We start from the raw sequence: 18823 nt of genomic DNA on the forward strand, positions 1-18823 counted from the left end.
CAGTTCGATGATTTGCAGGCGCCGCTTTTTTGGCGCCTGCCGGAGATCGGTGGGAAACACTGATCGGCCCGCACCTCAGACGCGGGCCTGCCGACCCCGCCAGGACAAGCCGGTCAGCCAAGTATGGACGGGAGCCTATCATGAAACACCAAACGCTCGACCAACTGCACGCAGTCGCTGATATCAATCCGCTGGTGCCGCTCACGACAAGGACTGAAAAGATAGAGAGGTGGGCAGAACTGCTCGAGCGGAATCCGTTGCGCTGTCTCGCCGCGCTCACCGGCACCGAGTATCTCTATCCAGGCATGCGGGAAGAGGCGCGGGCGGCTGGATCCCCGCTGACGGTTGCGTTCGAAGACCCGCTGCTGAGGGCCTCGGGCCTGCAGTCCGATACCTATGGGGAAGCCAAACGCTTCTTTGAACTCTCCGATTGGCAGTTGCATGAAGTCGTCTGCAGCTGCCACACCGGCGCAACCATGCAGGCCAGTTGGGCTGCTGGACGCGTCCGGAGAATTGTCACAGGCAATCGCATTTTTGCCTGGCTGAGAAGCCGCTTCATACACTGACTGCGTCTCAACCTGCTCGCTATCGCGGCTGTTGCGACAGCCGCCGGCTTTGCTCGGACGTTGATCGATCCGCGGAGCGATAGGTCCATGCAGGGCGCGCGAGACCGCAATGCGGCGAAGACGGCGATGCGGTGAGAACGGCAAGTCGCCGATCGAAAGGCCCTGCTTCAGCCGTTCTGGTCGATCGCGTGGGGCGCTGGCTGCTGGCTCCCGCCGCTCGGGCGCTCGGGCTCTCGGCCGATCCAGGCCCAAACGGTTATCAACAAAATCACCACGATCGCGATCACTGCAACGATCCGGGGCATCAGAAATCCTTTCGTCCGCTGCTAGCCGCCCGGCTTTTTCGTGTTTGGAGCCGAAGCCGCGCCGACTGTCGGATCGGGCGCAACCGGACCGCGCTTGGCCTCCGAACCTCTTGCCTAATTGGGCGATGGCGTGTTTGTTCCATCGGACTGATGGAGCCGATTGCCCGCGTCCCTTATCGGCCAGGTCGGGGAACGCTCTTCCGACGATCTTGTTATCCTCCAGATCAACCCGGAGAGAGTCATGGGCAAGGAAGAGAACCGCCGCGAGACCGGCGCCAGGAAGTACCCGGCCAATACCGATCCGGATCCCTCAGACCGGTTTTCGCAGGCCGCGGCCGGCAACGAAAAGCCTCACGATCGCTTTGGGCTCACCCGCAGACAGGGCGAGGTGGAAGACAAGACACATCAGTCGGAAGGGCAAAACCCTCCGGGACGGGCGACGCCTGGTCCTGCGACGCAAAAAACTTCCGGAGCCGGCCCATCGGTCGCCGAGCATTCCAAGGATGCGAAAGCACCCAGAGGCGGCCGCCGGTCTGGTGCCTACGTGAAAGAATAGTAGTCTTCGCTCGCCGCACCACGCGCCGAAGGTTCCGCATCAGCGCGATGTCGAATGCATTCGTCATGCCTACACGCCGAAGGGGTAGGTGTCCGGGACCCCGCGCGTCGCATGCTCCGGCCCGAGCGGCGTCACGGCGGTGGTTTCATCGAACCAGACGAAGGCATCGAATTGCCGCGCAAGCGAGGCGTCGGCATAGTGGCTGTGCAGTTCCGTTTCCGGCCGATAGATCACGCCGATGAACCGTTCGAGCCGACGTTCGGTCAGCCGATCATGAAGGGCTGGATCGGCTCCAAGGTCGAGCAGGAAACGAGCGGTGCCGGCGTCGTGGCAAAGCCGCTCATAGCTGTCCTCGCGCGAAGGCCGCACGGACATGATTTCCATTTCGCCGTCCCAATGCTTGGCGGCAGCGACCGTGCCGGCATGCGTGCCGAAGCCGATGACGGCTACGTCGTCGCCGAACCGCTGGCGACAGAGCTGACCGATGTTCACTTCGTCCCTGACGATTCCCATCTCCGTGAAGCGGGCGTCGCCGATATGGGAGTTGTGCGCCCAGACCACGGCCTTGGCATCGGGAGAACGCGCTTCGATAACATGTTGCAGCGTGTCGAACATGTGCGTGTCGCGCAGGTTCCAGGATTGCGCGCCGCCATAGTACATCACGCGATAGTAGTGCTCGGCGGAGGCAATGAGCCGGGCGTTCTGCGCGGCGTCGAACAATTCGTCGCCGTCCTGGCCGGCGTGATCGAGCTGACGCGACAGCATGTCCCGGCACTGCCGCAGCACCGCCTCCTCGCATTCCCGGTAGCCTCGGGTTAGCGCCGCCCGGCCATAGGTGGCGGGTTCGTGCTGCCACGGCGTCAGGCAGCCGTAGCGTTCGCGGGCAATGCTTGCCGCCTCCGGATCGATGCGGTCGAGATATTCCAAAACCGCCGCGATCGAGCCTCTCATATTGTAGATATCGAGGCCGTAGAACCCTGCCTGGCTTGCCGGTGTTTCGATCTGCTCGTTGTGCGCACGCAGCCACTCCACGAATGCCGCGAATTCGGCGTTGCGCCACATCCAGGTGGGAAACCGCTGGAAAGGCATGTCGGCGCGCGGCGAAGGTGGGCGGTGGCGCACATAGCGGTCGATCGCCGCGGCGTCGGGCCAGTCGGCTTCAGCGGCGACGATCGTGAAGCCATGTTTCTCGATCAGTCTTCTGGTGATCCAAGCCCGCGCCCGATAGAATTCGGATGTACCGTGGCTCGCTTCCCCGAGAAGCACGATCCGCCGGTCGGCAAAGCGATCGAAGGCCTCCACAAAGGCGGGATCATCGAACTCCGGAAGCGGTTCGGCCGCTGCGGCAATCATCTGCGGAAGACTGCGCGCTGGCAAGAGCGGGGAGACACGGCTGGATCGGATGCGGTTGTCCTCCTGCCAGCCTTCTTCGCCGATCAAAGGGACAAAGCGCACGGCACCGAAATCTTCCTCGCTGTAGGTGGAAGCGCCCCTGCGGGTGACTTTGAGGAGGCGCTGCTCGTCAGGGTCATCTCCGACCGGAATGACCAACTTGCCGCCGACATCCAACTGCTGCTGCAGCGCGAGCGGCGCGCCGGGCCCGCTCGCCGCGACGACAATGGCATCGAACGGTGCCGCTTCGGGCCAGCCCTTGGTGCCGTCGCCGGTGCGGACATCGATGTTGCGATAGCCAAGCGTCTCGAAGCGCCGTCTCGCGGTTTCCGCCAGGCCGGCGTGCCGTTCCATCGTGTAGACATGATCGACGATGCGGCTCATCACGGCGGCGGCGTAGCCAGATCCCGTGCCGACCTCGAGGACGTGATCGCCGGGCCCGATCTCAGCCATTTCCAGCATGAACGCGACGATATAGGGCTGCGATATCGTTTGACCCTCGGCAATCGGCAGCGGTCCATCCTCGTAGGCAAATTCTTCGAAGCCAGGGTCCACGAAAGTCTCGCGTGGGACCTCGCGCATCGCTGCCAGGATCTCACGATCATGAATGCCGCGGCGGCGGAGATGAACATCGACCATTCGGCGACGTTCGCGGGACAGGTCGAGCATGTGCATCCTCAACAGGAAGTTGGAATCGCAAGCGGCTGCGGCAACGTCATCCCTCGGCTTCCATCATCGTCCTGGCCGGCTCCCGCGCGACGTTCTCCTCGATCCGCTCCCGCCCCGGAGCCTCCGGCAGCGCCTTGGGGAAATGGCGGGCCCAACATGACCTCGACATCCCCAGGCAACCGGAGTGTCGACGAAAATTTCGGCTGCATTGGCATGGCAAGGCTCCAATGAATGCATTCCGAACCAGTAGGGCGGCAGTTGGTTCCCTTGGCCACGCAGCCAGGCCACCGCCTCGCAAGGAGCGATTTCGCGGGAACGAGCGAGCCGGACGCGGATTGAATCCTCATTCGCTGACGCAAAGCGCCAGGATCGGCGATTAGCCGGAAGGGTTGATCATGAGCGAGCCACTGAAAACCACAAGTCACGAGGTGATCCGGGCTTGGATTGAAGCCCGCGAAGGCAGACCTGCAGTCGCGCGGAGTGCGGGCAAGGGAGCGGTGCTGCGCGTCGACTTCGGCGAGCAGGAAGAGGATCTGCAGCCCGTCGAATGGGAAGAGTTCTTCGCCATATTGGATGAGAACGAACTTGCTTTCGTGCACCAAGACCTGACGGCGGAAGGTTTGCCCAGCCGTTTCAACAAATTCGTCGAGCGCGGATGAGAGAAGCGCCATGCGATCGGGCGGAAAGCAACTCGCTCACCTGATGCTCGCTGCTTACGCCTGCCGCTATTGATTGCCCGGCATTTTGTTGCTGCCTTGCGGATCCTTTTTTATGCCGGCGGCCGGAGACGTGTCCTGGGGTGCGTTTCCGCCCTGGTTCTGCTCAGGTGTCCGCTTCAACGGTGCCGTCGGCCAGCTACTCTGGACATAGGCGAAGGCCCAGTAACATGCCAACAGCACAACTACCGTCAGCATCAGCGGCAACAGCACTCGTCTCACGCTGACTCCTATTTGCTCTGCTGACGGTAATCGCCGGCCCGCGGATCGAATCCGGTCCAACCGCCAGCTTCGTAGTCGTTCCGCCGTTCGCCGATGTCCACCGACCTGGAATCGTGGAGGATCGCTTGTGCTTGCGGTGCGAGGTCATCTTCGACGCGAGCGGTAACGAGAGTGCCGCCCCGGCGAATGCCTTCGGCATAGACATGGGCGTCGCCCTCCGACACGCCGCCGTCGGTCAGACTGCCGATGATGCCGCCGGCCGCTCCACCAACAACTGCGCCCGCGGCCGCGCCCGCGGCTGTCGCCGCCAGCCAGCCAGCCGCCACGACCGGACCGACGCCAGGTATTGCTATCGCGCCGAGGCCCGTAGCCAAGCCGCCGGCGCCGCCCACGACCGCCCCGATCCCGGCTCCACTGGCTGCATCTTCGGCAGCCGCGGAAGAATGCCGGCCGTCGGCATTGTTGGCGAGGATGCTGAGATCGCTCGGCGGTACGCCCATGGACTCCAGCTCGCCCACGGCATCGGCGGCATCGTCATAATCGTCGAACAGTGCGGTGATCGTCTGCATTTTGATGTCTCCTGTCGATTACTATCGGCCGGCAAAGGTTTGCGCGTTATCGGCTGCGACCGCCGGAAAAAACGAGGAGGTCGCAGCGACGGCTAATGGCGCGAGAAGTGTCCGCATGTTCATGGCTTCCAGCTCCTGTGCTCGATGGGCCGGAGCCGAACAAGCGACTCAGGGCTTTGTTCCAGTCCGAGCCTGTCGATTTTCAGATGGCGTCTGCCGGAACTGTGATCCGAAGGCCGCGTTCCACGACAAGCCCACCTCAGAGGTTCTTGCTCGCCGCAGTCGCTTGGACGGAACGACCTTTCCTGCTGCGGTTTGGTCAAGAGGCCGCTCTCGGCAAAGAGACATCGCGCATACGGCGGGCCCAAACGAACTGGCGGCTACCGTCTGCGATTTCCTTCGGCCGTTTGGCTCAGGGTGCCGCAACGGCCGGACATGGTCGCCAAGGCGATCCCGCCGGGCGCGTAAGCGGCTGACCACGCAGGCCGCCTACTCCCTTGGACAGGAACATTTGCAGCCCTTATCGGTTAGCTCAAGACCAGCGATAGGTTGCTGGAGAAACCACCTTCGACAGGAAGGGAAACGCCATGTTCGGCTCCGATTTATGGCTGTTCGTTGTTGCCGGCGGTCCGCTGATCCTTCTCATTGCGATCATCTACGTGCTTTTCACCCGCCGTCACAGAGGTCCAGTCGAACGGCGCGAGAGCGACCGCGCGACCGAGCGCTTGTACCGCGAGCAAAAGGACTAGCGCACCAGCCAAGCTGTCGCGCCCAAGTCGTTGTTTTCACGCGATTTCGGCAATGCTCCGCGCGCGGCGCGGCTTGCCTGCTCTCCGGACGGTGTTGCCGGGCCCATTTCGCAAGCTCCGACAGCGGAACAAGCGGGCCCCGCGGCTGTTATCGAAAGGTCCGAAATCGGAGCAGCAGTTGATGACCAACGACGAGTTGCCGGGTCTGCCAGCATCGCTCCCCGTGATCGACGCGAAAGCCGAGCCAACGCTGAGAAGCGCCGCGGCGGAGGCGTTCTACACCCATGCGATCCGCGAGCTCGCCGCTACCGACATTCCTTTCCTGGTCGCCGGGACCTACGCGGTGAGCGCCTATACGGGCGTGGTTCGGCAAACCAAGGATCTGGATATCTTCTGCAAGGCCGGAGATTGCGCGCGCATACTCGAGCACTTCAAGAACATCGGCTATGCGGTCGAGATCCGGGACGACCGCTGGCTCGGGAAGGTCTTCGAGGGCAAGCATTTCTTCGATGTTATCTTCGCCTCGGCCAACGGCACAATGCAGGTCAAAGATCAGTGGCTGGAGCATGCCCGCCAAGTCGAGCTGCTGGGCAGCCGGGTCCGGATCATCGGCCCAACGGAGCTCATCTGGTCGAAATGCTTCATCCAGGACAGAGGACGCCACGACGGCGCCGACATCGCCCACACCATCCTCAAGGCGCACGACCAGATCGACTGGCAAAGGCTGCTCGCCTATCTCGATGTCCATTGGGAAGTGCTGCTGATGCAGGTCCTCAACTTCCGGTGGATCTATCCCAGCGAGCGGGACCGCATCCCAGACTGGCTGCTCGACGAACTGCTGGGCCGGCTTGCGCGGCAACGGCAGCTGCCGTCGCCCAAAATGAAGATCTGCCGCGGCCGCCTGCTGTCGCAGGTCGACTATGAGATCGACGTCAAGGAATGGGGGTTTGCCGGCGTCGGCGGCGTTGGAGAGATGCGCGATGCCTGAACCAGCCACATCAGCGAAATCAAACGGCAACGGTGTCATCAAGGTCGCCGCCATGGGCGACCTGCATGTTCAGGAAGATGCCCAGACCTCGTACCGCGACCTGTTCGGCGAGATATCGCGCGAGGCCGACGTCCTGGTCCTTACAGGCGATCTCACCAATCTCGGAAAACCGCGTGAGGCGGAACTTCTGGCCGAGGATCTGCGCGCATGCTCGATTCCCGTGGTCGCGGTTCTCGGCAACCATGACTACGAATCCGGTTGCGTCGAGCAGATCGCTGCAACGCTCCGCCAGGCGGGGGTCCATCTCCTCGATGGCCAGGCGATCGAACTGAACGATGTCGGCTTCGTCGGCGTGAAGGGTTTTGTCGGCGGCTTCGGTCGAAGGATGCTGGGCTCCTTCGGTGAGCCGGCCATCAAGGCGATGGTGGCCGAAAGCGTCAATGAGGCAATGCGGCTCGAGAATGCTATGCGGCAGGTGCGCGCCAAGCGCACGCTCGTGGTGCTCCACTATGCGCCGGTCCCGGAGACCGTGGCGGGAGAGCCTCCGGAAATCTTTCCGTTCCTCGGCTCCTCGCGGCTGGCCGAAACCATCGATCGCTTCAAGGTAAGCGCCGTGGTGCATGGCCATGCCCATCGCGGCTCGTATGAAGGCCGGACCCCTGGTGGGGCCAGCGTCTACAACGTCGCCATGCATATCGCGAAGCCGACCGGCCGTCCTTACGCGCTGCTCGAAATCTGAGGCGCAGCGCTGCCTGCCGCTTCGGAACCATGCCGGCAGCGATGAGTTGTGCAGGAGACCAACGGAACCAACTTCGATGCCTGACCCCAGACAACCGGATCCCAATCGCGACACGCCGATGCCGGCGCCCAGCTGGAAACCGGAGCCGGTCAGGAAGCCGGAGCGGCACGGGCTGCCGGACGAGGCGCCGCGCCCAAATCCCGATGAAACCGACGATCCGCCGGCGCCTGCCGGGCGCATCCGGACGGAGTAAGCTCGATGGCTGCGCCTCGCGCGATCTGGAAAGGCTTCATGAAGGTCGGATCGGTTTCATGCGGCGTCAAGATCGTCGGCGCCACCAGCGAAGCGTCGAAAATCCATTTCAGGATATTGAACCGGAGGGACGGCCTGCCGGTGAAAAGCGCCTATGTGGATGAGGAGACCGGCGAACCGGTGGACGCCGAGGACCAAGTCAAGGGCTTCGAGACCGATAAGGAGGATTTCATCCAGATCGAGCCCGAGGAGATCAAGGCGCTGAAACTCACCTCCGAGCACACGCTGGAAATCGGCGAGTTCGTGCCGGTCGCAGACATCGACACGCGCTATCTCGAGAAGCCCTATTACCTCATTCCGGCGGAGGATGCTTCCGCAGAGGCGTTCAACGTCCTTCGGGAGGCCATGAAGAACAAACGGGTGGCGGCGCGATCCTGTGTCGTCCTCTACCAGCGCGGACGCGAGGTTCTCATCCAGCCCTTCGGCCAGGGAATGCTTCTCACCGAGCTGCGGGACCGCAATGAGATGGTTTCGGAGGCGACGGTGTTCGAAGGGCTGAAGAAGCAGGACTACGAGGCGGACCTGCTCGAGATCGCCGGCCTGCTGATCGACAAGAAGGCGACGAAGTTCGATCCTTCGAAATTCGAGGATACATACGAGAACGCGCTGATCGCCATGATCGAGGCCAAGCGCAAAGGCAAGAAGCTGCCCAAGGCGGCGCCGAAACCGCGTGAGAACGTCATCAATCTGGCCGACGTTCTACGCAAGAGCCTTGCCAAGGAGGGCATCGCCGCGAAAGGCGCGAAGCAAGGCAAACGCAAGTCAGCTTGACGCCAAGAAAGGCCGCTCAGACCTCGTCGAACCGGCTTCCTTCCTTGGAGGGATCGCGCGCGAGGACCCGCTCCTCCTCGTCGTCCGGGAGTGCCTCGTCACTTTCCTGATAGGGATTGTCGTCGTCTTCTTCGGGGAGCGTTCCCTCCGCTTCTTCATCGTCCTGCGGGTCGCCGTTGACGGCGACGCTGTCGGGCAGGATCCGGCCGCCCTCAAGCGCGTCCCAGTCCTGCTGCTCGACTGCCGGAGCCTCGGTTTCGTCCTGATTTGCGGTGCGTTGCTTTTTACGCGGGTCCATCTCGTTCTCCAATGCTGCAAGCCTATCCGGCTCGCGGTTCGCTCAGTTGGAAAACCGCTCAGGCGATTGGTGGTTCCGCCCGTTGCAGCAAGTGGCGGCCGTTGTGGCGTCGCCTCTCCCTGGTAGGTGCCCTACGCGATCTGTTCTAACGTGCATTGGCGCGGCGCCTTGTCGGGCCGCCAGCGCACCAGCCTTGTTCCATGCCGGAATCGGTCGCCGGTGACATGGTCGAAGCGGACCTCCACGACCAATTCGGGCCGCACCGGCTCCCATTCTCCGCTGCGCTCGGTGCTCCAGCGGCTCGGGCCGCCGGGTGCCTTGCCGGTGAAGCCGAGCCCGCCGCGCAACGCTTCAAGCCTCTTGGTCAGCGCCGCTCGCTCGTCACTGGCGATGGTCGAGGTGAAGCCGACATGGTCGAGCTGGCCACGGTCGTTGTAGAGGCCAAGCAGCAGCGAGCCGATCTGGCGCTTGCCGCTCAGGTAGCGAAAGCCACCGACCACGCAGTCTGCTGTGCGCAGCCGCTTGACCTTGATCATGGTTCGCTCGCCCGGGCGATAGGGTTCGGCCAGTGCCTTGGCGACCACGCCATCGGTGGCACCTCGGCCGGCGCCGCGCAACCATCGTCTGGCGGTCGCGAGGCTCGTTGTGGCCGGCGAGAGCTTCAGCCCGGCGTTCTCTGCCCTGGCAACGAAGTCCTCGATCGCCCGGCGCCGATCGGGCAAGGGCAAATCGAGCAACATCTCGCCTCCCGGGGCAGCCAGTGCATCGAACAGGATCAACCGCGCCGGTGATTCCGCGCTCAGCTTGCGGATACGGCTCTTGGCCGGATGAAGGCGCATCTGCAGCGCGTCGAAGGAGACGCGCCCGTCGATCTCGATCACGATCTCGCCGTCCACGACGAATTGCCTTGCGGCGAGGTCGCGCAGCATCGTGGTCAGTTCGGGAAAGTAGCGGCCGAGCGGCTTGCCGGATTTGGCGCGAAGCTCGACGGCGTCGCGGCCTTTGAAGGCCAGGCAGCGAAACCCGTCCCATTTGGGTTCGTACTGCCAGGGACCTTCAGGCAAGGCGTCCGCGGTCCGCGCCTCCATCGGCGGCGTATCCAAAGACAGCGGAAACTCGGGACTCGAGATCGCCGGTTGGGACGTAATCCTGGAGGTCTCCATCTCGGTAGAACGTTCGACCACACCTGTAGTTTCCGGTCGACGGGAACGAGTTGCACGGCGAGGCGTTGCCTCACCAAAGTTCAGAAACGAAATGTCGAGCTTTGACCGCGTCGGGCACTTCTTCACCAGAGCGAACATGAACTTCCGATAGGAAATCCGATGTCGGCTTCCGGCTTGAGCTATGGTCCTCTGGGCGAGCGCTGCGCGCATCTATGCGTCGACATGCAGAAATTGTTCGCGGAACCTTCGGAATGGGCCACGCCGTGGATCACCCGCGTCCTTCCGAGGATCGTCAGCCTGGTCGAATGGAAAGCCGAGCAGACCCTTTTCACGCGCTTCGTGCCGGCTGAAAAGCCTGGCCTGGGTGCCGGCACCTGGAGGCGCTACTATGAGCGCTGGGCGTCGATGACGATCGAAAATGTCGGGCGAGAAATGGTCGGGTTGCTGCCGCCGCTGTCATCCTTCTGTCCGCCGGCGCAGGTGATCGACAAGCATGTTTATTCGCCCTGGCCGGAGGGCAGACTGCAGAGGGCACTTGCCGCGCGCAGCATCGACACCCTGGTGGTCACGGGAGGCGAAACCGATGTTTGCGTGCTTGCAACCGTCCTGGGGGCGATCGACATCGGATATCGCGTGGTGCTGGTCACGGATGCGCTTTGCAGTTCATCGGACGCGACGCACGATGCCCTGATGACCGTCTACCATCAGCGCTTCGCGCAACAGGTCGAGACCGTCGAGATGGAGACGGTCCTTTCGGCCTGGACCTGAACGTTATGGGACGATCCGCACCGGCTACAGCCGAAAGCGACCGATCAACTGCTGTTTGACGGGAACCGCAATGTTTCTCCGAAATTGCGCAGGCAGGGAGTGTGTAGATGCCTAAACCAGCGAAACGGGAAAAAGCTCGCAAGCCAAATCCGTCTGACCCCAACCCAAAGCAAAAGCCGCCGTGGGACACGCGCGAAAACCCGACACGGAATCCGGACGGTCCCGGCGAATTGCCGGACACCACCACGCGTGAAGGAGTCGAGACAGTCAGGCCTAACCTGAAACGCTAGTACCGGTAGGCGTACGTATTTCCGAGGCGCGACGCTTTGATGTTGTGGAGATAGGCCGCGCGAAGATTGACTTGTCGGCCCGACAAGACTGCGATTGCCGGCCAAAAAAGGAACCCCGGCTGCAGTGGTTGGGTGGGGGCACGGCAGCCGAGGTCAATGTTTTTCTCAGAACTGTGGCGCCGTTTGCTTCAAACCGCAAATCTCGCTCTAAGGTCGAGATATGCTCGCGCGCAGCTTTGAGGAGCAGAGTTCCTGTGATGGCAACTTAAGGTTGTCATCCTTTCGGTCATATTAGCCACCTAAGATATAATTACCAAATTGTTAACCAGGATTAATGCGCCTTTTCCACAGCATCGTAGTATGCATTTGAGGCTGGATTACCTCAATGGAGCGGGGATCCCATACGTCCGTGGGTTGGGCCGGCGTATGCACTACTCCTTGAATCTATTCCTCACTTCGCAGCAAGTCGCCCGACACACGGTAAACAGCGTATCAGTTCATGCCGCTGAACAGGCCCTGCGTGGGAGTCAAGATAAAAAGGGGAGCGAGCGAAGTCGGCGGCGGAGAGGAGTAAATAAGGCGATGGGACATCTTCAAATTTCCGAGTCTTGGAAAGACGCGACGGGGTCGTTGCAGAACGGGCATCTGACGGACGTGAACGGGCTCGGCACGTCTGATCTCGAAGAAGGACACCCGACCGAAGGTCTGGTGGTAATTGTGGACAAGCGGGCACTCGAGCGCGAATGTCTTGCTCGAGGCCTTATCGAACATAATCCGGCTTTGCGCGTCAGCGCCGTAGGATCTCTTGATGAGATTCAGCACGTCGCCGGCGGGGCGGAGGCTTCCGCGATCCTCGTTATTCTCGGCGCCCGAAAGGTGACCGACCAGAGCGTTCGGGCGGAACTTGTGCACCTCATCTCCGAGGTCGGCGCCGTACCGGTAATCGTCGTGGTGGATTCCGACGAGCCGGGGGAGATCCTTGCGGCTCTCGAATGCGGCGCCCGCGGCTACATTCCCACGAGCGTCAAGGTGAAGGTCGCTGCCGAGGCCATCGGTCTCGCCCGCGCCGGAGGAATCTTCGTGCCCGCCAGCTGCGTGCTGGCGCTTCGCGAGATCATCCATTCGACGGCAAACGGCGCCCGTCCGCTCGCCGGAATGTTCACCTCGCGCGAGGCCGCGGTCGTGGAAGCGCTCAGGAAAGGCAAGGCCAACAAGATCATTGCCTACGAGCTCAACCTCTGCGAGAGCACGGTCAAGGTCCATATCCGCAACATCATGAAAAAACTGAAAGCCACGAACCGCACTGAGGTGGCCTACAAGCTTAGACAGATGATGCTTTGAAGGCTGCCCAGGCCTGGTGCCTGGCAATAGAACGACGCACGCCGATCCTCGACGTGGAGGCGGACCTATTTCAGGTCCGCCTCCCTTCGAGATTCAAGAATAGGACGGTGCCTGCAGGTCTTGAAACGGATGCGCTCAGGCCGATGCTCAGGCATGTTCCCGGTCGAGCATCTCGAATCCTGCCTTCACGAGAAATCCAACACTGTCGCGGCCCAACTCCGCACCGCGATATGCTGCTTCGGCAGCCTTCAGGCCTCCCGTCAGTCTGCGGATCACCGGAGCCGCTCCGAGTATCTCGAGCGGCAGGCCCAGCTCGCCGCGGTTGGGGCGCTTCGGCGGCCATACCCTGAGGCCGAAATAGCTGGCGGCCGAGCGGTCGATCCCGCCGCTGAACTGCACCAGCAGCGCCTGGCGCGTTCTCCTGGCGATGCGGCCCAGACTGTTGATGTCCATTGGGGGTTTGGCGGAGGGCCGCATAGCGACGATGATCACCTCCCATGCATCATCGGTCAGCAGAACCGGATGCGAAAAAACACCAACTCTTGCTCCACGTTCGGCGAGCATACGTTCGAGGAATGGTGCGCAGGGCGTGTCGCAGACGACGGCGAATCTCGAGGCACGCTGATCGACACCGGCATCCTCGAGTAGGACCCGGCATAAGCGCGCGAATTCCGGCATCAGGTCTATGGCCGGGTGACCGAGATTTGGAGCAGCAACCTTGATGCCGGCCTCGTCACAGGCATCGAAGTCCAACACGCCTTGCCGAAGCTCCCAAGGCTCCGCCATGAGCGCAACGACCGCGTGAGAGGGCAAGAGCTCGATGAGCGATCTCGAAATCGGTCCGACCTGGGGACAATTGGTGATGAGGTCGACCTCCTGCCATTTGCGGCTTTCGATGCGGTTCGTCACTTCCACGCGTTCGGCGACCTTGGCGTACTCGGCAAATGCCAACGTCGCGTCCGCGGCCGCCGCCAGGCTCGGATGTCTGGAGGATACGCGGGTGAGTGCAACGACACGGTCGGCATTGGCTAGCGCCGCGGCTGTCGCAGTCACCGCCTGATAGCCCGTCGCCGCGCCAGCCACGACAGTGAGGCCGGAGAGATCAAGATCGAGCAAAGCTATCTGCTTGCGGACGACGGCAAGTGCTTCCGCATGGTCGACCTCCAGAAACTGACGAGCGCCCGGCCTTGCGGGGAAGTCACCGGACGAAGGCTTCGGAATGGGCGTCACGTTGCGTGCTCCACTGACAGGCTGGCAGGCATTCTTTCGACGCGGAAGATCTGTCTCGTCGAATCTCGTCGCATGCGCGCGCATGCTTTTCAGGCATTGCCAGACGGCTGCCGGCTCGCCCATCCGGCACCAGTGGCTCCAGACATTCTCTCGGCATCCTTACCATCAGAGCTAGGGCCTGAATTCAGTCGGCGGTCTGGATCGCCCCTAGCCGGACCAGTTGATTTCGTCGATCACGAATACAGTCGAAGGTGCCCACACTGCTACTGCAGAAAATGGGTGCCAGTGTTACGCCGTTTGATCAGAAGGCTTATCGACACCGCGCAGGCAATACGCGTTCAGGCTAAGAGGCTAACCGGCGCCAGATAGGGCGCTACCTCCTTTTCGGTTCTTGCCGGGAATGATCCGCCGCGTGAAGTTGAGCGCTAAAATCAGCCGTTTTCCTTGGCGAAGCTCATGACAATCAGCGCATTCGACACGAACCCCCGCAGACCCGGAATAGGCGTCGGCCAAAACCATCGTCCGCTTGGGGGCGGCGCAAGAGGATCATGGACGTCACCATCGCATCGATCGCGCTTGTGCTGGCCGCTCCGATCATGCTTGTGGTTGCCCTCTTAATATTGGCGACCGACGGCGGACCGGCGATATTCTCTCACACTCGGGTCGGCTTCAACGGCAGGCGTTTCGCCTGCTACAAATTCAGGACCATGGTTGCCAACTCCCAGCAGGTTCTGGCCGACTATCTTGCGAGCAATCCCGAAGCCGCCAAGGAGTGGGAGCAGAATTTGAAATTCAAGAACGATCCGCGCGTCACCTTCCTGGGGCACATTCTCAGAAAGTCGAGCCTTGATGAGTTGCCTCAGCTCATCAACGTGCTGCGCGGCGACATGAGTTGCGTCGGCCCTCGGCCGGTCGTCCCCGACGAGCTGCAACGTTACGGCGCCTGCGCTATCGATTATCTTCGAACCCGGCCCGGGCTGACTGGCGCGTGGCAAGTGACGGGCAGAGACGCAATAGACTATCCCAGCCGTGTCTCCCTCGACAGCCGCTACGTGCGAAACTGGTCCATATGGGCCGACGTCGTCATTCTCGTTCGGACGGTCTTCGCTGTGATGAGATTCGATCATGCGTCCTGACTGGCGAGGCAGGCAGCGAGCATTGGCGGCATCGCCGCTTTAAAAAAAATTCCGGCGCCGGCGACGAAATGGCAGCCGCAATCCGTCAATGCTCATCGGTCACGGCGCGACGCCACACGATGCCGAAGAAGACGCCGAGCAGGTAGGCGCCCTGCAGCGTGACAACGAAAAGCAGGATCGAAAGCAGACGGTCCCAGGCAAACAGGCTGCCGATGCCGCCTGCAATGGCGCTGAACACCACAATCACCGCGGTCATGACGATGAGCGCCGGCGCGCGAACACGAAATCCGAGCAAAATGCCGATCACGCCGACAGCGACAAGACCCCAAAGCACGGCGATCTCCTACGGTGTGAAAGACTCGGTGTGCCGCGCCCAAGTCTCCCACATATGCAAATCCGCACCAACACCGAATCCCCGCCGCGGCTGGACCGGATCTCGACCAGGCAGACTGGAATCGCAGCACCACCAGCCCTTGCACAAAAGGCGTAGGACACCTTGTCCCAATGACGCGTTTTCGCTCATTTCCTTGTCATCCCACTGCGCCTACGCTGCTTATGAAATAGGTACGCGGAGTATTCACCCGCGGTGCGGCAGCGCGCCTTGAATCACCGTCCTGGAGTGAACGTTGTGTCTCTATTTCTTGGCGTTGCCGTTCAGGACACAGGGGCACCGGACGCAGCCTGGCGAGGCAAGAGCGCGTCGGCCCGCGGTTGTTGCATAGCATTTTCAGCGTGACGTCCATCGATGCTGCAGGCTTCCATCCTTTTGCTGATCGTGTCGATATGGTTCCCTGGCGCCACGCGGATTGCCGGAACAGATGGCTCGATTTCCTTTTTGCTGGCTTTGTTCTGCGGCCTGGTAAGCCTCGTTCCCTACGCCGAAGCGACAAAACGTCTGCATCGCACCGACACGGCCCTGGCAACTGCCGTGCTGACAACATCTGCCCTCATCATGGTTCTATCGCTGCTGTCGGCGCTACACGCGGACAATCCGGTCAGGACCATGCGCGCTGTCTTCGCCCAGGTGTTTGGTTTCGCCACTATCCCGACCATTGCATTGATCGCCGCGAGGCCTAGGAGTTTTGAGGCAATCGACAGGATTGGGATGACCATGGCCATCATGGTTGCTGTTACATCCTGCCTTGTCGTTATTGGCCTCGGCGATGCTCGATTCGCCGATCGGGCGGAGGGCTATTTCAAGCACGCAAACCAGCTCGGAATTGCCTTGTCGGCCGGTCTGCCGCTTGTCGCCGCGAAGCTGGTCGCTTCTCGAAGGCACCGAATCCTCCTTTCGGTTTGCCTCCTCGCGGGGTTGCTGGGTTTGGTCAAATCGGGATCCAAGACGAATTTCGTTCTTGGGGTCGTCGGTCTCGGCACGTTCTACGGGCTATACTGCATCTATCTGGTGATAAGGAAGCAGCGTCCGGTAACAGTGATCGCGGCGACCGTTACGGCTCCGATATTGTTCCAGGCTAGCTTTATGATGTTGCAGTTCCTGAACCCACGGGCCTACAAGCTGCTGTCGCTTCAGCTCTCCGGCGGGGAGGCACATTCGATCGTTTCGCGGCAGCGACTGTGGTCTATATCAATCGATCTGGGCCTGTCGCATCCATTCATGGGCGTGGGCGCAGGGCAATGGGTGGGCGACATCGCTCCGCACAGCCACAACCTGTTCATCGATTATTTTAGAACGCTGGGAGTGCCCGGCCTCGCCCTGGTGGTGATCATGGTTCTGCTGGTGGTGGGTTATCTGATCAGCGCCGTTCTGCACACATTGGTCGACAGGGGCAGGAGCGAACAAGCGACCGAAGTGAATGTCATGGTGCTCGGAACATCGGTCGCCGTATGGAACTACTTGGTCGCCAACCAGATGAGCGATTCCTTCGGGCCGTCAACCGCCGCCTTCTTCTGGCTGCCGCTCGCTTTGCTCATAGTCTACCGCGGCATGCAGCGATCGCTGCAGACCGGCCTTGCCAAGACCCCGAGGTTGTATGTCGGGACCGGGTCTCAGCTGCTTGAAGTTGAGTATGCCCCTCGAACATCGCCTTGACTTCATTGGCGTTCCAAGAGTTCATCGTACCACCCGAAATCCAATGACCTCGCACACTGTTGGTGACCTGGCGGCAAGCCTCCCGCCAAGCGTCGAAGCACGCGCGCTGCGGACAGACATTCGATTTGTCGAATTCTTTGGTCTGCCCGGGGTCGGAAAGACAACCACCTCCGGCCTGCTGGCGAACAGCCTGCGACGGTGCGGCCCGCCGGTAGGCGACGTGCGAGTGGCGTGGGAAGGAAGAACATTCATCGAGAGGCAGATACACAGAATGGGCGTTGTCGCCCCTCGGCTGCTAGATCGTGAGTTTCGCTCGTTGCTTGCTCGAATTGCCCGCTTCGTCATCGAAAGCAGGCAAGTGTCGCGCCTTGATGCCATCAGGCTTGTCTGGAATCTTATCAGCCTGGTCGCATTTATCCAGCATGAGAGGGCAAGAAGAAATTCAATAATCATAATGGATCAGGGGTTGCTGCAGGGATTCTGGTCCATATTGCTGAAGAGCAGATGCAGAAAAACATCCGAGAATTGGCTGGATATGCTTTCTGCCGTCGGATTGCATGACATGGTTTTTGTCCACCTGCGCAGCGAGACCGGCATCGCCAGAGACCGGCTCCTGACCAGGGGCGATCGCTCCTCGCGGCTGCAACGGACATCTCCGGACAGCGATCCCGACCTTTGGTCGGCGGCGGATCGGGCCTGCCGCGAAATGGCGGCCGCCCTTGAGCGGGGAATGGGAACGGAAGATCGCATGGGCGTGCTGGCGGCCATCGACATCGAAAGGCTTGCTTCGCCCGAAGCCGTGGCCTCGAGAGCTCTCGAGGCGGTCCGTTCGGCCTGTCTCGACCGGCATCGGCAATCCCTTTCTTCAGGTCAACGAGCATGAGGATGAACCGCCGTTCATTCATGGGTCTTGCTGGGCTGTCTCCCGTGTTCGCGCTGTTGCCGGGCTCGTGCCAGGCGGAGGGCGGGCAGATGCCGGAGGGCAAGCAGCTCGTTCTGACGGGTGAGCACGGCTACGAACAACAAATGTTTCGGGATCTCGAAGCCGGGGCGACAATCGATGCCCGGAATGCTTCCTTCACAGTCGCCAACAGCAGAAATCCTGAGCCCAGCGCGATGATGGGCTGCGACGAAGGAGACCTGCCGGTCAATCGCTACCCGGTGGTCATCCGCAACTGTCCGGACGTTCATTTCATCGGGGGCGCTTCGACGGCCAGGTGCCGCTGACCTCCGATTGGCGCGACACCTACTGCAACAGCGCGGCTCTGCTGGTCAGGGACGGAACCGCCAATGCGACAATAGAAGGTGTGCGCGCGCGGCGCTGCTGGGATGGCGTGCGTTTCGCAGCGCGGGCCGACGGCTTTCACCTGAAAGGCTGCTGGCTTAGCGAAATCAGGGATGATGCGGTGGAGAACGACTACCTGCTCAGCGGCATTGTCGAAGATTGCCTGTTCGACGGCTGTTTTTCGGGGATCAGCGTGGATCCTGCCTCAAACGAGCGGGATGGGACAGGGGAGACAGTGCAGATCGATCGAACCCTCATTCGCATGCACCCGTTTCTCTCCAAGGGCGAAATCACACATCAGGCGCCGATCAAGGCCGTCGATCAGTCACCCAGGCTGAGGATAACGGGATCGGTTTTCGCATTGGCTTCGGTGAACATGCGTGGACTCCGTCGCCTGGAAAGAACCTGGGGGCTGGCTATCGAAAGCCGGGACAACGTGTTGCTGTGGCTGCCCGACGAACCAATTCCTTCGGAATTGCCGCTGCCGCCATCCGGTTTCAAGGTGCTGACGGGCGCTGACGCGCGCGAATACTGGAACAAGGCGCATCTGCAATGGGTCGCGGCGCATCAGAACGTGGCCCGGTTCTCCGACGAAGCGCTGTGAGAAGTCGCACTCGGGGGCAAAACATTCGGTTGCTTAGCTGTGTTGGGCGAAGTGAACTCCTGCCGAAACGCTTGTCGCTTCGCCCATTGAACGTACCTGTTTCG

22 protein-coding genes are annotated in these 18823 nt (G+C 61.5%); 15 read left to right on the forward strand and 7 right to left on the reverse strand.

Annotation, left to right across the window (positions count from 1 at the left end; translation table 11 throughout):
* The first annotated feature begins 140 nt into the window (after positions 1-140).
* Positions 141-566, forward strand: coding sequence for a hypothetical protein (locus tag EJ078_RS24525; RefSeq protein WP_067320635.1), 426 nt, complete (start codon positions 141-143; stop codon positions 564-566).
* 546 nt (positions 567-1112) lie between these two features.
* On the forward strand, positions 1113-1427 hold the full coding sequence (locus EJ078_RS24530) for a hypothetical protein (RefSeq protein ID WP_095826296.1): 315 nt from the start codon (positions 1113-1115) through the stop codon (positions 1425-1427).
* A 69-nt stretch (positions 1428-1496) separates the two neighbouring features.
* Here EJ078_RS24530 and EJ078_RS24535 read toward each other — a convergent pair whose 3' ends face one another.
* A complete protein-coding gene (locus EJ078_RS24535; protein WP_208720886.1) occupies positions 1497-3488 on the reverse strand; it encodes a protein-L-isoaspartate(D-aspartate) O-methyltransferase in 1992 nt (663 codons plus the stop codon).
* Positions 3489-3883: 395 nt separating this feature from the next.
* On the opposite strand from EJ078_RS24535, the gene EJ078_RS24540 reads away from it, so the two are divergent.
* Positions 3884-4147 carry a hypothetical protein gene (locus tag EJ078_RS24540; protein ID WP_127213747.1) on the forward strand — a complete coding sequence of 88 codons (264 nt, stop codon included), beginning with the start codon at positions 3884-3886 and terminating at the stop codon, positions 4145-4147.
* Between the two features lie 66 nt (positions 4148-4213).
* On the opposite strand, the gene EJ078_RS24545 is transcribed toward EJ078_RS24540, so the two are convergent.
* Positions 4214-4426, reverse strand: coding sequence for a hypothetical protein (locus EJ078_RS24545; protein ID WP_245456812.1), 213 nt, complete (start codon positions 4424-4426; stop codon positions 4214-4216).
* An 8-nt stretch (positions 4427-4434) separates the two neighbouring features.
* Entirely contained in the window at positions 4435-4995 is a 561-nt protein-coding gene (locus EJ078_RS24550) for a hypothetical protein (protein WP_127403161.1), read from the reverse strand.
* Positions 4996-5582: 587 nt separating this feature from the next.
* Here EJ078_RS24550 and EJ078_RS24555 point away from each other — a divergent pair.
* The 5 genes from EJ078_RS24555 (at position 5583) to EJ078_RS24575 (ending at position 8554) form a co-directional block, all read left to right on the forward strand.
* On the forward strand, positions 5583-5744 hold the full coding sequence (locus EJ078_RS24555; protein WP_082953723.1) for a hypothetical protein: 162 nt from the start codon (positions 5583-5585) through the stop codon (positions 5742-5744).
* A 181-nt stretch (positions 5745-5925) separates the two neighbouring features.
* Positions 5926-6732 carry a nucleotidyltransferase gene (locus EJ078_RS24560; protein WP_067320790.1) on the forward strand — a complete coding sequence of 269 codons (807 nt, stop codon included), beginning with the start codon at positions 5926-5928 and terminating at the stop codon, positions 6730-6732.
* The gene (locus EJ078_RS24565; RefSeq protein ID WP_067320643.1) at positions 6725-7471 is read left to right on the forward strand and encodes a metallophosphoesterase; all 747 of its coding nucleotides are present in this window, start codon (positions 6725-6727) and stop codon (positions 7469-7471) included. The genes EJ078_RS24560 and EJ078_RS24565 overlap by 8 nt, the downstream gene beginning before the upstream one ends.
* Positions 7472-7547: 76 nt before the next feature.
* Entirely contained in the window at positions 7548-7724 is a 177-nt protein-coding gene (locus EJ078_RS24570; protein WP_164750340.1) for a hypothetical protein, read from the forward strand.
* Between the two features lie 5 nt (positions 7725-7729).
* Positions 7730-8554, forward strand: coding sequence for a Ku protein (locus tag EJ078_RS24575; protein ID WP_127213744.1), 825 nt, complete (start codon positions 7730-7732; stop codon positions 8552-8554).
* 16 nt (positions 8555-8570) lie between these two features.
* Here the strand turns inward: EJ078_RS24575 and EJ078_RS24580 are convergent, their stop codons facing one another.
* Both EJ078_RS24580 and EJ078_RS24585 read right to left on the reverse strand, forming a co-directional pair.
* On the reverse strand, positions 8571-8852 hold the full coding sequence (locus EJ078_RS24580) for a hypothetical protein (RefSeq protein ID WP_066992031.1): 282 nt from the start codon (positions 8850-8852) through the stop codon (positions 8571-8573).
* A 131-nt stretch (positions 8853-8983) separates the two neighbouring features.
* Entirely contained in the window at positions 8984-10015 is a 1032-nt protein-coding gene (locus EJ078_RS24585; RefSeq protein WP_127213772.1) for an ATP-dependent DNA ligase, read from the reverse strand.
* Positions 10016-10174: 159 nt separating this feature from the next.
* Between EJ078_RS24585 and EJ078_RS24590 the strand changes: the two genes are divergently transcribed.
* The gene (locus EJ078_RS24590; RefSeq protein ID WP_067320655.1) at positions 10175-10783 is read left to right on the forward strand and encodes a cysteine hydrolase family protein; all 609 of its coding nucleotides are present in this window, start codon (positions 10175-10177) and stop codon (positions 10781-10783) included.
* Positions 10784-11655: 872 nt separating this feature from the next.
* Complete coding sequence (locus tag EJ078_RS24595; protein WP_067320656.1) at positions 11656-12414, forward strand: response regulator transcription factor; 759 nt, start codon at positions 11656-11658, stop codon at positions 12412-12414.
* 147 nt (positions 12415-12561) lie between these two features.
* Here the strand turns inward: EJ078_RS24595 and EJ078_RS24600 are convergent, their stop codons facing one another.
* Positions 12562-13644 (reverse strand): hypothetical protein, encoded by a 1083-nt coding sequence (locus EJ078_RS24600; RefSeq protein ID WP_127213743.1) that lies wholly within the window; start codon positions 13642-13644, stop codon positions 12562-12564.
* A 548-nt stretch (positions 13645-14192) separates the two neighbouring features.
* Here EJ078_RS24600 and EJ078_RS24605 point away from each other — a divergent pair.
* The gene (locus tag EJ078_RS24605) at positions 14193-14780 is read left to right on the forward strand and encodes a sugar transferase (protein WP_208720894.1); all 588 of its coding nucleotides are present in this window, start codon (positions 14193-14195) and stop codon (positions 14778-14780) included.
* Positions 14781-14865: 85 nt separating this feature from the next.
* On the opposite strand, the gene EJ078_RS24610 is transcribed toward EJ078_RS24605, so the two are convergent.
* Positions 14866-15114, reverse strand: coding sequence for a hypothetical protein (locus EJ078_RS24610; RefSeq protein ID WP_127213742.1), 249 nt, complete (start codon positions 15112-15114; stop codon positions 14866-14868).
* Positions 15115-15525: 411 nt separating this feature from the next.
* On the opposite strand from EJ078_RS24610, the gene EJ078_RS24615 reads away from it, so the two are divergent.
* Genes EJ078_RS24615 through EJ078_RS24625 form a run of 4 tightly spaced genes read left to right on the forward strand, consistent with a single transcriptional unit; the run spans position 15526 to position 18719 of the window.
* Positions 15526-16830: an O-antigen ligase family protein gene (locus EJ078_RS24615; RefSeq protein ID WP_095826287.1), complete on the forward strand. Its 1305-nt coding sequence runs from the start codon at positions 15526-15528 to the stop codon at positions 16828-16830.
* Between the two features lie 43 nt (positions 16831-16873).
* Positions 16874-17713, forward strand: a complete 840-nt coding sequence (locus EJ078_RS24620; protein WP_127403160.1) for a hypothetical protein — start codon at positions 16874-16876, stop codon at positions 17711-17713.
* Positions 17710-18057 carry a hypothetical protein gene (locus EJ078_RS30545; protein ID WP_245458934.1) on the forward strand — a complete coding sequence of 116 codons (348 nt, stop codon included), beginning with the start codon at positions 17710-17712 and terminating at the stop codon, positions 18055-18057. The genes EJ078_RS24620 and EJ078_RS30545 overlap by 4 nt, the downstream gene beginning before the upstream one ends.
* Positions 18048-18719 (forward strand): hypothetical protein, encoded by a 672-nt coding sequence (locus EJ078_RS24625; protein WP_245458937.1) that lies wholly within the window; start codon positions 18048-18050, stop codon positions 18717-18719. The genes EJ078_RS30545 and EJ078_RS24625 overlap by 10 nt, the downstream gene beginning before the upstream one ends.
* The last annotated feature ends 104 nt before the right edge of the window (positions 18720-18823 follow it).

Source organism: Mesorhizobium sp. M1A.F.Ca.IN.022.06.1.1, from assembly GCF_003952605.1.
Taxonomy (GTDB): Bacteria; Pseudomonadota; Alphaproteobacteria; order Rhizobiales; family Rhizobiaceae; genus Mesorhizobium.

What these genes read in the sequence shown, in the direction of transcription:
- EJ078_RS24560 (WP_067320790.1), top strand. Translation starts at nt 5,926, where the DNA reads ATGACCAACGACGAGTTGCCGGGTCTGCCAGCATCGCTCCCCGTGATC.
- EJ078_RS24565 (WP_067320643.1), top strand. Translation starts at nt 6,725, where the DNA reads ATGCCTGAACCAGCCACATCAGCGAAATCAAACGGCAACGGTGTCATC.
- EJ078_RS24580 (WP_066992031.1), bottom strand. Translation starts at nt 8,852, where the DNA reads ATGGACCCGCGTAAAAAGCAACGCACCGCAAATCAGGACGAAACCGAG.
- EJ078_RS24615 (WP_095826287.1), top strand. Translation starts at nt 15,526, where the DNA reads ATGCTGCAGGCTTCCATCCTTTTGCTGATCGTGTCGATATGGTTCCCT.
- EJ078_RS24590 (WP_067320655.1), top strand. Translation starts at nt 10,175, where the DNA reads ATGTCGGCTTCCGGCTTGAGCTATGGTCCTCTGGGCGAGCGCTGCGCG.
- EJ078_RS24595 (WP_067320656.1), top strand. Translation starts at nt 11,656, where the DNA reads ATGGGACATCTTCAAATTTCCGAGTCTTGGAAAGACGCGACGGGGTCG.
- EJ078_RS24575 (WP_127213744.1), top strand. Translation starts at nt 7,730, where the DNA reads ATGGCTGCGCCTCGCGCGATCTGGAAAGGCTTCATGAAGGTCGGATCG.
- EJ078_RS24550 (WP_127403161.1), bottom strand. Translation starts at nt 4,995, where the DNA reads ATGCAGACGATCACCGCACTGTTCGACGATTATGACGATGCCGCCGAT.
- EJ078_RS24525 (WP_067320635.1), top strand. Translation starts at nt 141, where the DNA reads ATGAAACACCAAACGCTCGACCAACTGCACGCAGTCGCTGATATCAAT.
- EJ078_RS24535 (WP_208720886.1), bottom strand. Translation starts at nt 3,488, where the DNA reads ATGCTCGACCTGTCCCGCGAACGTCGCCGAATGGTCGATGTTCATCTC.
- EJ078_RS24605 (WP_208720894.1), top strand. Translation starts at nt 14,193, where the DNA reads ATGGACGTCACCATCGCATCGATCGCGCTTGTGCTGGCCGCTCCGATC.
- EJ078_RS24570 (WP_164750340.1), top strand. Translation starts at nt 7,548, where the DNA reads ATGCCTGACCCCAGACAACCGGATCCCAATCGCGACACGCCGATGCCG.
- EJ078_RS24555 (WP_082953723.1), top strand. Translation starts at nt 5,583, where the DNA reads ATGTTCGGCTCCGATTTATGGCTGTTCGTTGTTGCCGGCGGTCCGCTG.
- EJ078_RS24585 (WP_127213772.1), bottom strand. Translation starts at nt 10,015, where the DNA reads ATGGAGACCTCCAGGATTACGTCCCAACCGGCGATCTCGAGTCCCGAG.
- EJ078_RS24540 (WP_127213747.1), top strand. Translation starts at nt 3,884, where the DNA reads ATGAGCGAGCCACTGAAAACCACAAGTCACGAGGTGATCCGGGCTTGG.
- EJ078_RS24620 (WP_127403160.1), top strand. Translation starts at nt 16,874, where the DNA reads ATGACCTCGCACACTGTTGGTGACCTGGCGGCAAGCCTCCCGCCAAGC.
- EJ078_RS30545 (WP_245458934.1), top strand. Translation starts at nt 17,710, where the DNA reads ATGAGGATGAACCGCCGTTCATTCATGGGTCTTGCTGGGCTGTCTCCC.
- EJ078_RS24530 (WP_095826296.1), top strand. Translation starts at nt 1,113, where the DNA reads ATGGGCAAGGAAGAGAACCGCCGCGAGACCGGCGCCAGGAAGTACCCG.